The organism is Bacillus sp. Bvel1, assembly GCF_014872755.1.
In the GTDB taxonomy this organism is placed as follows: Bacteria; Bacillota; Bacilli; order Bacillales; family Bacillaceae; genus Bacillus; species Bacillus velezensis.
The window spans coordinates 23,626-36,508 of sequence record NZ_JAAOBZ010000005.1 but is presented as its reverse complement, the minus strand read 5'-3'; the positions used below and the strand labels follow the sequence as shown (position 1 = coordinate 36,508).

General features: G+C 47.3%; 12 protein-coding genes. 8 read left to right on the top strand and 4 right to left on the bottom strand.

The genetic code is table 11. The annotated features are described in order from the left end of the window. Nucleotides 1-6 precede the first annotated feature (6 nt). On the bottom strand, nucleotides 7-1,176 hold the full coding sequence (locus tag HAP68_RS03020; protein ID WP_024084972.1) for a DUF58 domain-containing protein: 1,170 nt from the start codon (nucleotides 1,174-1,176) through the stop codon (nucleotides 7-9). Further along, entirely contained in the window at nucleotides 1,176-2,138 is a 963-nt protein-coding gene (locus HAP68_RS03015; RefSeq protein WP_024084971.1) for an AAA family ATPase, read from the bottom strand. Before HAP68_RS03015 ends, HAP68_RS03020 begins: the two co-directional genes overlap by 1 nt. 335 nt (nucleotides 2,139-2,473) lie before the next feature. Here HAP68_RS03015 and gabP point away from each other — a divergent pair, with 335 nt between their 5' ends. The 4 genes from gabP (at nucleotide 2,474) to HAP68_RS02995 (ending at nucleotide 6,182) form a co-directional block, all read left to right on the top strand. After that, a complete protein-coding gene (gene gabP, locus HAP68_RS03010) occupies nucleotides 2,474-3,859 on the top strand; it encodes a GABA permease (protein ID WP_012116987.1) in 1,386 nt (461 codons plus the stop codon). 110 nt (nucleotides 3,860-3,969) lie between these two features. Then, entirely contained in the window at nucleotides 3,970-5,508 is a 1,539-nt protein-coding gene (gene cotA / locus HAP68_RS03005; RefSeq protein WP_003155789.1) for an outer spore coat copper-dependent laccase CotA, read from the top strand. Between the two features lie 207 nt (nucleotides 5,509-5,715). Further along, a complete protein-coding gene (locus tag HAP68_RS03000; protein ID WP_007408879.1) occupies nucleotides 5,716-5,925 on the top strand; it encodes a cold-shock protein in 210 nt (69 codons plus the stop codon). A gap of 98 nt (nucleotides 5,926-6,023) precedes the next feature. Continuing rightward, nucleotides 6,024-6,182 carry a hypothetical protein gene (locus HAP68_RS02995; protein WP_003155794.1) on the top strand — a complete coding sequence of 53 codons (159 nt, stop codon included), beginning with the start codon at nucleotides 6,024-6,026 and terminating at the stop codon, nucleotides 6,180-6,182. A gap of 30 nt (nucleotides 6,183-6,212) precedes the next feature. On the opposite strand, the gene HAP68_RS02990 is transcribed toward HAP68_RS02995, so the two are convergent. Continuing rightward, complete coding sequence (locus HAP68_RS02990) at nucleotides 6,213-7,259, bottom strand: TolB family protein (RefSeq protein WP_015388601.1); 1,047 nt, start codon at nucleotides 7,257-7,259, stop codon at nucleotides 6,213-6,215. A 65-nt stretch (nucleotides 7,260-7,324) separates the two neighbouring features. After that, a complete protein-coding gene (locus HAP68_RS02985) occupies nucleotides 7,325-7,693 on the bottom strand; it encodes a septal ring lytic transglycosylase RlpA family protein (RefSeq protein ID WP_003155798.1) in 369 nt (122 codons plus the stop codon). A gap of 359 nt (nucleotides 7,694-8,052) precedes the next feature. Here HAP68_RS02985 and HAP68_RS02980 point away from each other — a divergent pair, with 359 nt between their 5' ends. The 4 genes from HAP68_RS02980 to HAP68_RS02965 all read left to right on the top strand — a co-directional run bounded on the left by HAP68_RS02980 (nucleotide 8,053) and on the right by HAP68_RS02965 (nucleotide 12,842). Then, nucleotides 8,053-9,093, top strand: coding sequence for a 2,3-butanediol dehydrogenase (locus HAP68_RS02980; RefSeq protein WP_003155800.1), 1,041 nt, complete (start codon nucleotides 8,053-8,055; stop codon nucleotides 9,091-9,093). Nucleotides 9,094-9,281: 188 nt separating this feature from the next. Further along, nucleotides 9,282-9,779, top strand: coding sequence for an RNA polymerase sigma factor SigV (locus HAP68_RS02975; RefSeq protein WP_003155802.1), 498 nt, complete (start codon nucleotides 9,282-9,284; stop codon nucleotides 9,777-9,779). Further along, the gene (gene rsiV, locus HAP68_RS02970) at nucleotides 9,779-10,639 is read left to right on the top strand and encodes an anti-sigma-V factor RsiV (protein ID WP_024084970.1); all 861 of its coding nucleotides are present in this window, start codon (nucleotides 9,779-9,781) and stop codon (nucleotides 10,637-10,639) included. Before HAP68_RS02975 ends, rsiV begins: the two co-directional genes overlap by 1 nt. A gap of 271 nt (nucleotides 10,640-10,910) precedes the next feature. Further along, a complete protein-coding gene (locus HAP68_RS02965; RefSeq protein WP_024084969.1) occupies nucleotides 10,911-12,842 on the top strand; it encodes an acyltransferase family protein in 1,932 nt (643 codons plus the stop codon). The last annotated feature ends 41 nt before the right edge of the window (nucleotides 12,843-12,883 follow it).

The following is a 12,883-nucleotide window of genomic DNA, read 5'->3' as shown; positions in this document are numbered from 1 at the left end:
CTCTTTCTAAACAACATGGGACACCCGTTTGTCCCTGATCATTTGCACCTTAATATTTTTCTGAGCGAAGATGAGAGCGAGTTTCCGTTCTTTCTCCGAAAGCGCGGCATTCGTTTCTTTCGCCAAAAACACCGTCATGTCAGCACGGCCGGGCTCAGCCTGTTTGAGAAGGTCTTCTGTAAGACTGCCCGTCACGACGACAATGGAAGCTTTACCCAGTTCTTTCCCTAAACGCCCGCCTGCATCGGCTTCTTCCGACTCTGAAGCTGATGCCAGGTAACGCAGCATCTGTCTGAAATGCCGCTCTCCCTCCCGGACGGGAAATACAGTCCGGTCGCTCCCCAATGAAATAAATCCTGCGGGAGAGCCCTTCACAAGCGCCGTGTAAAGCAGGGATGCCGAAGCTGACACCGCGGCTTCAAACGAAGGGGACGGCCTGCAGTCCAAAAGGAGAATCATATTCATACTCTGCAGCGGGTCAAATTCCTTCGTCATCAGCTCATTTCGACGCGCCGATGTTTTCCAGTCAAGTGCGGAAAACCGGTCGCCCGGCTGATAATTTCTGACGCTCGCAGCCATTGCTGTGCGGTGTACCTGAAACGGAGCACCGGCACCCGCACCCTCTTCTCCGGATGCAGCCTGCGGCTTATAGTGAACAGGCCCGTACGCCGGGAAAACCAGAACCGTATCCGTTACGGAAAACGACGCCGTCTTGTCCAAAAGCCCGAGAACATCTCCCGTCCGCACTCTGATCGTATGTAAATGATGCTCTCCGCGCGGCACCTGCGGCAGCTCATATTGTAACGTCAGCTTCCTTTGAAACCACGGAAACACAAGCTGTTTCGCACTGCGCCTCTCGCCAAGCGTTTCCGGCATCACATCTTCAATGACCATATATGTCAGCGGAAACGGCAGGCGCCTCATCAGCCTGATGGTGACAGACAGCCTGTCGCCTGAGGTTAACTGGGCGGAGGACACGTCACGCGCCACCTGAAACGCCCGCAGCGGGTACACAGCGACCAGCCCGGCGTAAACGGTAAACGGCAAAAACGCATAAAATAAAAACCAGCTCACAAATCCGCCCTGAAACATGGCATAAGAAAAGACAGCCGCCGTCAGTACGGCCAACATAAGCAGCTTCCAGCCATATAGAAGCCAATGCATCTTCTTTCTCATTAGCGGACCGACATCCTTTGAACGGGAACTTTTTCCGTTTGCATGATGTCTTCTATAACCGCTTCCGCCGTCACATCGTTAAATTTCGCCTCGGCGGTCAAGATCATTCTGTGCGGCAGCGTATACGGAGCTAAATACTGGACGTCATCAGGAATGACGTAATCGCGGTCATGAAGCAGCGCGTACGCCTGCGCGGCTTTCATTATTGAAATTGAACCGCGCGGGCTGACGCCCAGATGTACGGACGGATGCCGGCGGGTATGCTGAATGATGCCGACGATGTACGCTTTAATTCCATCATCCACCCGCACCTGCTCCAGTTTTTGCTGGAGGGTGATGAACTGTTCTTTAGAAATGACGGGCTCGATTGTTTCAAGCGGATTGCGCCCTTCCTGCAAAGACAGAACCCGAAGCTCCTCCTCGGCAGTCGGGTAGCCCATGCGCAGCTTAAATAAAAACCGGTCAAGCTGGGCTTCGGGAAGCGGATACGTTCCTTCATATTCAACCGGGTTTTGTGTGGCCATGACGAAAAACGGCTCAGCCAGCCGCATTGTCTTTCCGTCAATCGTGACATTCCCTTCCTCCATCGCCTCAAGCAGGGAAGACTGCGTTTTCGGAGAGGTTCTGTTAATTTCATCAGCCAGCACGATATTCCCCATGATCGGTCCCGGGCGGTATTCAAATTCCATTGTTTTCGTATTATAAATAGAGACACCCGTCACATCTGACGGCAGAAGATCCGGCGTGAACTGAATCCTCTTAAAGTCAGCTCCGATCAGCTTGGCCAAAGCCCGGACCATCATCGTTTTTCCGACTCCCGGCACGTCTTCCAGCAGCACATGCCCTTTTGCGAGAATGGCGGCCAGACTGAGTATGGCGATATCCCGTTTTCCTATGATGATGTTTTCAATATGCTCAACGGCTTTCTCCAGCAGCGGATGCAGCTCTTCTTTATAAGCCATTCTTCTCCTCCTAGTCATCTCTCAAATTTCAATTATCGTAACCTAACTTTACCACAAAATATAAACAGTATAAAAAAACGTTTCCAGCGAATTGTTTCCAGTCCAAAAAAGGAAAAAAGCTCCCTTTAGAAAGGAAGCTTTATTTCAGCTGGAGAGGCTCCATATGAACGTGTGAATGGTCAATGGCATATTCCTCTTTCATCCCGGCACTACTGCTGTACGGATGAGAAAAAAATGTCATATTTTCTTACATCATTTTCAACTGTCTGTGGCATTTATGATAGAATAATACTTGTCGGAATATTCAGCATAAACAAACCAAAAGGAGGCAAAGAATGAATCAGCCTAACTCTTTATCTAAGGGATTAAAAACCCGGCATATGACCATGATTTCAATTGCCGGCGTGATCGGCGCCGGATTATTTGTCGGAAGCGGATCAGTCATTCATTCCACCGGACCCGGAGCGATTGTCTCCTACGCTTTAGCAGGATTATTAGTGATTTTTATTATGAGAATGCTGGGGGAAATGTCCTCCGTCAACCCGACAAGCGGTTCGTTTTCACAGTACGCGCATGACGCCATCGGTCCTTGGGCCGGTTTTACGATCGGATGGCTGTATTGGTTTTTCTGGGTCATCGTCATTGCCATTGAAGCCATTGCAGGCGCCGGAATCATACAGTACTGGTTCCCGGGCATTCCGTTATGGCTGACGAGTCTGCTTCTGACCGTGCTGTTAACACTGACGAATATTTATTCAGTTAAATCGTTCGGCGAATTTGAATACTGGCTTTCCTTAGTGAAGGTAGCGACGATCGTTGTCTTCTTAATCGCGGGATTTGCGTTCATTTTCGGAATCGTTCCCGGCAGCAAGCCGGTCGGGCTGGAAAATCTGGCGGGCAGCGGCGGATTTTTCCCTAAAGGTCCAAGTTCCGTTCTGCTCGGCATCGTCGTTGTCATTTTTTCTTTCATGGGATCTGAAATCGTCGCAATCGCAGCGGGAGAAACGTCAAATCCGGTCGAATCCGTCACAAAGGCGACCCGCTCAGTCGTTTGGCGGATCATTATTTTTTACGTCGGCTCCATTGCGGTTGTGGTCACACTGCTGCCATGGGATTCAGCCAATATTTTGGAAAGCCCCTTCGTTGCCGTTTTGAGCCATATCGGGGTTCCCGCAGCCGCTCAAATCATGAATTTCATCGTCCTGACAGCCGTTCTGTCCTGCCTGAACTCCGGGCTTTATACGACGTCACGGATGCTGTATTCACTGGCAGAGCGAAATGAAGCGCCGCGGCGTTTTATGAAACTGAGTAAAAGAGGCGTACCGGTTCAAGCCATTATCGCCGGCACCTTTTTCTCCTACATTGCCGTTGTTATGAACTACTTTTCTCCAGACTCCGTATTTTTGTTCCTGGTCAATTCATCAGGGGCGATCGCACTGCTCGTCTATCTCGTCATCGCCGTCTCACATCTGAGAATGAGAAAGAAAATCGAACGGACAAACCCTGAATCTCTTAAAATCAAAATGTGGTTCTATCCGTACTTAACCTACCTGACGATCATCGCCATTTGCGCCATCTTGTTATCTATGCTGTTTATCAGTTCAATGCGGTCTGAATTTCTGCTGACAGGATTTATTACTCTGCTGGTACTTGCCTCATATGTATTCCGCAAAAAACAAAAACCGAAAGAGAGCGCTTCCGAAAGCCGTGTTGCGCAATAACCGCAAACACCCCCCTCTCAAAAAAGGGCGGGTGTTTTTTTAACCAACCTGTTCCAGGCAGCATTAACTGTAGTACAGGATTTCAATAAATGATAAGGACAGGATGAAAAATGGCACTAGAAAAATTTGCAGATGAACTGCCGATTATCGAAACACTCCAGCCGCAGAAGAAATCAGACGGCAGCACGTATTATGAAGTCACCATGAAGGAATGCTTTCACAAGCTGCACCGCGATCTCCCGCCGACCCGGCTTTGGGGGTATAACGGTTTGTTTCCCGGCCCGACGATCGACGTGAACAAAGATGAAAACGTCTATATTAAATGGATGAATGACCTGCCGGATAAGCACTTTCTGCCCGTGGATCATACCATTCACCATTCAGAAAGCGGCCATCAGGAACCCGATGTCAAAACCGTCGTCCATTTACACGGAGGAGCAACGCCGCCGGACAGCGACGGCTACCCGGAAGCCTGGTTCACAAAGGATTTTAAGGAAACGGGTCCTTATTTTGAGAAAGAGGTATACCATTATCCAAACAAACAGCGCGGGGCTCTGTTATGGTATCACGATCACGCCATGGCGATTACGAGGCTCAATGTGTACGCCGGGCTTGCCGGGATGTATATCATCCGCGAGCGAAAAGAAAAGCAGCTGAAGCTTCCCTCCGGAGAGTACGACGTACCGCTTATGATTTTGGACCGCACGTTAAATGACGACGGTTCCTTGTCTTATCCAAGCGGACCTGCTAATCCTTCCGAAACGCTGCCCGACCCTTCCATCGTCCCGTTTTTTTGCGGAAATACCATTCTCGTCAATGGTAAAGCGTGGCCGTATATGGAAGTTGAACCGCGGACATATCGTTTCCGCATCCTTAATGCCTCCAATACGAGAACATTTTCTCTCTCGCTCAATAACGGCGGGAAGTTTATCCAAATCGGTTCTGACGGCGGACTGCTTCCCCGCTCTGTCAAAACACAATCTATCAGCTTAGCCCCGGCCGAGCGGTATGATGTGCTCATCGATTTCTCCGCCTTTGACGGAGAACATATCATTTTAACGAACGGCACCGGCTGCGGGGGCGACGTCGATCCGGATACAGACGCCAATGTGATGCAATTCCGCGTCACAAAACCGCTGAAGGGAGAAGACACAAGCCGGAAGCCTAAATATCTTTCAACAATGCCTAATGTAACATCAAAAAGAATACACAACATCAGGACACTTAAACTCACAAATACGCAAGACAAATACGGCCGGCCCGTTTTGACGCTGAATAACAAGCGATGGCATGATCCTGTGACAGAAGCGCCGAAGCTCGGCGCAACGGAAATCTGGTCGATTATCAATCCGATGGGGGGAACCCATCCGATACACCTGCACCTTGTTTCCTTCCAAATCCTTGACCGGCGTCCCTTTGACTTAGAGCGTTATAACAAATTCGGCGACATTGTGTATACAGGCCCCGCCGTCCCGCCTCCTCCAAGTGAAAAAGGCTGGAAAGACACCGTGCAGGCGCACTCGGGGGAAGTCATCAGAATCGCGGCGACTTTCGCTCCTTACAGCGGACGCTACGTATGGCACTGTCATATTTTAGAGCACGAAGATTACGACATGATGAGACCGATGGACGTCACGGATAAGCAGTAAACAAACATCCCCCCCTTTCTCCAGAAGGGGCTTTTTTTATTTATCCAAAAAGAAAAAATAAGAAGGCGCTTTTTTGCATATACTGTAATAACAGGAAGACGATGCACCCTCATTGGAAATCTGGATAGAAAAAGGAATTAGGAGATTAGGGAAAAGTATGAGACAATGAAGGAGTGCACGAAAATTCATAAGGGAAGAAGTGACTTTATGTCTTACTACAACAAACGTAATCAGGAACCGCTGCCTAAAGAAGATGTCAGTACGTGGGAATGCACAAAAGAGGACTGTATCGGCTGGAGCAGAAAGAATTTTGCCGGCAGTGATACCCCGACTTGCCCCCTTTGCGGCAGTAAAATGATCGACGGCGTCCGTTCGTTGGTAAATCTCCAAAACAATAATCAAACGGCATCAAGTTAGACCTCCCTTTTACGAGTCTCAACATAGAGAAGGCCTCCATGTCTCATGAGAGGCCTTTGCGTTATCATGTCCTTTTATGATGCAAAGGAGCAATGAACATGAAAAACGATCGGCAGCAGAAAGATCTGAAGGAAATGGCAAAACGGCGGAAAATGAACCTTGCCGCACAGTCATTCATCGAAACGCTTCATTTTGCCGTTCCGATTCTCCGTTTTTTCAAATGGCTCGCCTCAGCCGCAGCCAGCTTTGTTCATTAAAAAACACCCAGCGGGCGCTGAGTGTTTTTTTCATGATTGGATGACGGAAAAACTATTGATAATGCCGTGGTCATTTTCCCAGACTTTTTCGCATTTTTTCGTATCCAAATGATAAGCATAAATGGTCCGGACCTTCGCATTCCGCCCCGTTTCATCCTTCAGTCGCTTAGCGCCTTTTGCTTCCGCCATGAAATAAATGATGCTGCCGTCTTTAGAAAACTGAGGCTGGGCATCAATCAGCGGAGCGAAGTCCTTCCCGTTTGAGATAATCGTTTCATCTTTTTTCGTTTTGACATTCATCAGACGGATGGATGCTTTTTGTTCCGTCCCTTTTTGTGTATAAGATGTAAAGACAAGGTTCTTTCCGTCCGGTGACACCGCCACGCCGCTGATAAACTGTTCAAGGTTTGTCAGGTCCTGAAGGTGTTCGCCAGCTCCTGCTGCAAACCGGATATTCGTCGGTTCAGGGTCAATCCCCTTCTCATTTGCCTCATCCGTTTTTTGATAATCCTCTTTGACGGAATAATGCAGAAGCGCAAAATCGTTTTGGCTGCGGTTATAAAAGAAGCTGCTTACACTGTCGTCTTTCTCATCGGCGGCAGGATACAGATTTTCATAACGTTTCGTTTTCAAATCAAAAGATGCGAGACGGAAAATATCTTCATCCGCTTTTCCGAGACGGAAATAAATGTGCGTCAGATCCTTTGATAAAAACAGACTGTCAGCGCTTGCCGTTCCTTTATAAAGCACCGTCTTCTTTTTCGTCTTCAGATCAAGCTTATACAGACGCATCTCATTTTGGTCATTATTCCCGACAAAATAGAGCACCTGATGGGCGTCATCCAGCGCAAATGCCGGATATGCCGAAAGCTTTTCCTCGTACAGCACGCGGTCGTCCTCGTAATATTTCGTCATCAGATCTTTGTCTGTAATGGAAACAAGCAGCTTGTCATGGCCGCCGGAGACAACGGCTTTTCCGCCGCCGTCGCTTTTTCCTTTGATCAGTAAAACGGACGCGATGACTGCCGCCGCCAAAACAGCGGCCAGCAACATCCAGATCCATCGTTTCTTTTTCATTATCAATCTCTCCGTCAATCAGAAAAAGCAAGAATCAGAGTCCTTGCTTTTTAAGATGGTCTATTTTAATAGCTGTAGTGTCCGGATACTCTTCCTTTGCTTAACGGATATCCGAGCGCTTTGAACGCTTTCGGGCTGACATCCAATACGGCATTCGGCAGACGGCCTACATCATTTTTGTATACTGTGATAACCTTTTTCGGTTTTGCTTTCGCATAAGCTCTGATTTTCGTTCCGTTTCTCGGAACGTCAAATCCTAATTTTGTCGCGCAATCCCAGTGTCCCAGTTTTTTACCGGAAGATCCTTTTTTACCGACTCCATTATACCATGTAATATTTCCGTTCACTTTTTTAGCACTTGCATCAGAAGAGAAACTGATCGCTCCCAGCGTGCTTCCTGCTAAAATCAATAAGGCTAAGAATAACTTCTTCAAGCTTTCGTCCTCCTGATTCTTTATTCTAGGCAAAATTATACACCAAGAAGACGATTATAATATTTCAATCACTTTACATGTTCATTACAACGTGATGAGACATGCACATAACGACGGCACAATTACCTGTTCTATATAATTCCATGGTAAATTATACTACAAAATTTAATTCATTAGCGTTATAATATTCATAGAGTATTTCTGCATTCAATATGGACTTTTTATAAGGCCTATTGATAGTTGCATAATATGATATATTTTGAGAAATCAGGCTTTAGGAAGCACTTTATTCCTTTTAACCGTGGTTCATATTGATCATGTACCTATACTCGTTTCAATCAGACTAGGAGTGATAATCAATGAAAGCGGCAAGATGGCACAATCAAAAAGACATTCGAATCGAAAACATTGATGAACCTAAAGCAGAACCGGGTAAAGTCAAAATTAAAGTCAAATGGTGCGGGATTTGCGGAAGCGACCTTCATGAATATTTGGGAGGCCCGATCTTTATTCCGGTCGGCGAACCTCATCCGTTAACAAACGAAATGGCGCCCGTCACGATGGGTCACGAATTCTCAGGAGAAGTCGTGGAAGTGGGCGAAGGCGTCAAAAATTACAGCGTCGGCGACCGTGTCGTCGTGGAACCGATTTTTGCCACACACGGACATCAGGGAGCCTATAACCTTGATGAACAAATGGGATTCTTAGGCTTAGCCGGAGGCGGCGGCGGATTTTCTGAATATGTATCCGTTGACGAAGAATTGCTGTTTAAGCTTCCTGAAGAGCTTTCTTACGAACAGGGCGCGCTTGTTGAGCCGTCAGCGGTAGCGCTTTACGCCGTCCGCCAAAGCAAATTAAAAGCGGGCGACAAGGCGGCAGTTTTTGGCTGCGGACCGATCGGGCTGCTTGTGATTGAAGCCCTGAAAGCGGCCGGCGCCACAGATATTTACGCGGTTGAACTTTCACCGGAACGTCAGGAAAAAGCGAAAGAACTCGGCGCTATCATCATTGATCCGTCAAAAACGGACGATGTCGTTGAAGAAATCGCTAAACGCACAAACGGCGGCGTTGATGTTTCTTATGAAGTAACGGGCGTTCCTGTCGTTCTCCGCCAGGCGATCCAGTCAACAAACATTGCCGGTGAAACGGTTATCGTCAGCATCTGGGAAAAAGGAGCGGAAATTCATCCGAACGATATCGTCATCAAAGAACGGACCGTAAAAGGGATTATCGGATACCGTGACATCTTCCCTTCCGTTCTTGCACTGATGAAAGAGGGCTACTTCTCAGCAGATAAGCTCGTCACGAAAAAAATCGTGCTCGACGATCTGATTGAAGAAGGCTTCGGCGCTTTAATCAAAGAGAAAAACCAAGTGAAAATCTTAGTCAAACCGAACTAAACCGTTCAGCTGAATATCAGACACATCCGAAAAAGAGCCGTTCCGGCTCTTTTTTTCATCTCATCGTCTTTCCTTCCTTTTCCTTTTAAAAATGATCCCCTCTGCGCAAACTATTTTTCACCCTGTCCCGTCTATCCTTAGGCAGCAGCCTATGATACGTATTTTTTAAAAAGGAGCCCTTTGAAGCAATGAAGAACGAAACAGCCAAAGCGTCGCTTGTGACGTGCATAACTGAGCGCAAGGAAGACTTTTACCGGCTTGCGTACAGTTACGTAAAAAACAAGGATGACGCGTTAGATATTGTTCAGGAATCAATTCAAAAAGCGCTGACATCGGTCGAATCCGTCAAAAACCCCGATGTGATCAAAAGCTGGTTTTATAAAATTTTAGTGCGCACGGCCATTGATTTTCTCCGCAAACAGAAAAAACTGAAAGTGATGGATGATGAAACGATCGAGTTTTTAAGCCGAGGAAAGGAAGATCACTACAAGGACACAGACCTTCACGAAGCGCTTGATGACCTGCCGCATCAATATAAAACCATTATCATTCTGCGTTTCTTTGAAGACCTGAAATTAGAAGAAATCGCGGACATCACGGGGGAAAACATCAACACCGTCAAAACACGCCTTTACAGGGGGCTGAAGCTCATGCGCATTCAGCTGACGAAGGAGGATCTTTCTTAATGGAAAAGAGATTAGAACAATTAAGAGAAGAGTATAAAAGTGTGCCCATTCCTAAGGAACTGGACAGCATTGTCGAAAAAGCCCTTCAGCAAAAACCGAAGAAAAAACGAATCGTGATGTGGCCGACATCCGCGGCAGTCGCTGCGGCCGTCTTATTTACCGCCGTTGTCAATATCAACCCGGATGCCGCACAAGCCATGTCTAAAATCCCCGTCATCGGCAAAGTCGTCCAAGCCATCACATTCACGGAGATGAAGGAAGAAAAGAACCAATCAAGCATTGATGTGAAAACGCCCGCTCTGTCCGGACTTTCCGATCATAAACTCGAAGACAGCATCAACCGGCATTATATGAAAGAAAGCAAAGAGCTGTATCAGGAATTTATGAAGGCGACCTCAAAAAACAAAAAAGGCCACCTCAGTATTTACAGCGATTATGAAACCGTTACTGACACAGCGGATCTGATCTCAATCCGCCGTGATATCGAAAAAACGCAAGCTTCATCTTATACGCAAAGCCGTTACATCACGATTGATAAAAAGAATGAGGCCGTGCTTACGTTAAAGAGTTTATTTAAAGATGACCGTTATATTAAAGTCATCAGCGAAAATATTAAAGAACAAATGAAAAAACAGATGAAAGAAGATCCGAATAAAATATACTGGGTCGAAGAAGATGATATGACGGAGCCTTTTAAAGCCATCCGCGCCGACCAGAATTTTTATATTACAGATAAGCATAAACTTGTTATTTCATTTGATGAATACGAAGCGGCACCCGGATATATGGGCGTTACAGAGTTTACAATACCGACCTCCGTCATCTCCAAGCTGCTTGTCGGAGACCGCTACATCAGATAAAGAAAGAAAAAAATCCATGATATCCGCAGATCATGGATTTTTTCTTTCGTCCCGCAACAGCCAAGATGCATAAGGGACCCTTTTCATATAACAGACGCCGGACGGGAACTGAAAAGTTTAAGAAAATCACAGCATTTCATACATTTTTTCTGAAACAAAATCCCCTTCCGAATGCGTCTAATTAACGGAACAAATGGAAGACAGTACAGAAATCAGCTATAGCTATCCGCAAAACAGCGAGAATTTCCGCACACATTATTGGAGGAATACCATGTCAGACAAGTCACTGCATCACCGCTATATTCCCGGACTGGATGGACTTCGCGCCTTTGCCGTCCTCGCAGTTATCGCATATCATCTGAATTTTAACTGGGCCGACGGCGGTTTCATTGGTGTTGATATCTTTTTTGTTTTATCGGGGTATTTAATTACATCTATTATATTGCCTGCCCAGGGCAATGACATCACCCTTGATTTGCGTGATTTTTGGGTGCGCCGGATCAGACGGCTTCTGCCGGCGGCTTATCTCATGATTATCACGACGGTCATTTGGGTCGTATTGTTTAACAGCGAGCTCCTGCATACCGTACGCGGAGATGCGGTCTCCTCACTTTTTTACATAAGCAATTGGTGGTTTATCTTTCATCAACTTTCTTATTTCGACAGCTTCGGCTCCCCTTCGCCATTAAAAAACCTTTGGTCGCTGGCGATTGAAGAACAGTTTTATATCATATGGCCCTTCCTGCTGCTTGCGGGAATGTACATATGTAAAACACGGGCCCGGCTTGCGGCCGCAGTCATGTTCCTCGCATTATGTTCGGCAGTCGTAATGAGTATGTTGTATGTGCCCGGCGGAGATCCGAGCCGCGTCTATTACGGGACGGATACCCGGTCATTTGAATTGCTGATCGGCTGCGCTTTAGCTTTAGTGTGGCCGATGAAACGATTATCTTCCAAACGGCTGCCGAGCAGCATGAAACACCTGCTTCACGGGACGGAGCTTGCCGCTTTTGCCGCGCTGCTGCTTTGCGTCTTTTACACGGATGAATATGAACCCTTCCTGTACAAGGGCGGCATGCTTTTAATCAGCATCACCGCAGCGGTTCTTGTCGCATGTTTATGCCATCCGAGCAGCTTTTTGGGACATGTCCTTTCATGGAAGCCGCTTCGCTGGATCGGAACGAGATCATACGGAATCTACCTTTGGCATTACCCGGTTTTCGTACTGAGCACACCTGTGCAGGAAATCGGAAATCCGGTTTATTGGCACTGCGCCGTCAGAATCGGCGCCACTTTCATTCTCGCCGAGCTATCTTACCATTTCATTGAACAGCCGATCCGCACTGCGGGCTTCCGGCCATTTTTACGCCGCGTGTTTCTGAACCGCTTTCTGGAATGGAAGACGTCCTCTGTCATCAGCAGAATGTCGCTCGGTCTTATTCTTGCCGCCATTCTCGTATTTGCGGGCGGGCTGTCAGGGATAGCCGAAGAGAAAAAACAGCCGCAATGGACGTACGCGCAGAATGATCAGCAAGAAACCGCCGCCTCTTCGCACAAAACGGCCGATCACGATCAGCCTGCAAAAGAAGAAGACAGCAAGAAAAAACACGGCGGCGAAAAAACGGATACCGCGTCAGACAAAAACAAGAAAGAACCAGCAGACAAATCAGAAACGAAGAAAACCGACGAGAAAAAGGAACGGTCATCTCAAAAAAAGGCTGATTCAAAACAAACACAGCCTCAGCAAGACGTGCTGGCCATCGGTGACTCGGTGATGCTGGACATTGCGTCATACCTGCGGCAGTCCCTCCCTCATGTCACCATCGACGGAAAGGTAGGAAGACAAGTCTCTCAAGCACTCCAGCTCACTTCGGAATATGCGTCATTTAATCAGCCGAACAAAGCGGTCATCATCGAGTTAGGGACGAATGGCTATTTCACAAACAGCCAAATTGAATCACTGATCAGCTCCTTTTCAAAAGCCGATATCTATCTTGTCAACACGCGTGTACCGCGGCAGTGGGAAAGCAAAGTAAACGAATCATTGCGCCGGCAGGCCGAGTCACGCAAAAATGTGACCCTTGTCGATTGGCACGCAAAAGCATTGCAGCACCCTGAATACTTCACACCGGACGGCGTCCATCTCATACCTGAGGGATCAAAAGCGCTGACATCCCTCATCGTTCAAACAATGAAATCATGACAAAAAAAGAGGCCCAAAAAAGGCCTCTTTTTCGTATATCG

Coding starts and splice junctions, on each gene's coding strand:
- HAP68_RS03020 (WP_024084972.1), bottom strand. CDS start 1,176: ATGAGAAAGAAGATGCATTGGCTTCTATATGGCTGGAAGCTGCTTATG.
- HAP68_RS03015 (WP_024084971.1), bottom strand. CDS start 2,138: ATGGCTTATAAAGAAGAGCTGCATCCGCTGCTGGAGAAAGCCGTTGAG.
- gabP (WP_012116987.1), top strand. CDS start 2,474: ATGAATCAGCCTAACTCTTTATCTAAGGGATTAAAAACCCGGCATATG.
- cotA (WP_003155789.1), top strand. CDS start 3,970: ATGGCACTAGAAAAATTTGCAGATGAACTGCCGATTATCGAAACACTC.
- HAP68_RS03000 (WP_007408879.1), top strand. CDS start 5,716: ATGTCTTACTACAACAAACGTAATCAGGAACCGCTGCCTAAAGAAGAT.
- HAP68_RS02995 (WP_003155794.1), top strand. CDS start 6,024: ATGAAAAACGATCGGCAGCAGAAAGATCTGAAGGAAATGGCAAAACGG.
- HAP68_RS02990 (WP_015388601.1), bottom strand. CDS start 7,259: ATGAAAAAGAAACGATGGATCTGGATGTTGCTGGCCGCTGTTTTGGCG.
- HAP68_RS02980 (WP_003155800.1), top strand. CDS start 8,053: ATGAAAGCGGCAAGATGGCACAATCAAAAAGACATTCGAATCGAAAAC.
- HAP68_RS02975 (WP_003155802.1), top strand. CDS start 9,282: ATGAAGAACGAAACAGCCAAAGCGTCGCTTGTGACGTGCATAACTGAG.
- rsiV (WP_024084970.1), top strand. CDS start 9,779: ATGGAAAAGAGATTAGAACAATTAAGAGAAGAGTATAAAAGTGTGCCC.
- HAP68_RS02965 (WP_024084969.1), top strand. CDS start 10,911: ATGTCAGACAAGTCACTGCATCACCGCTATATTCCCGGACTGGATGGA.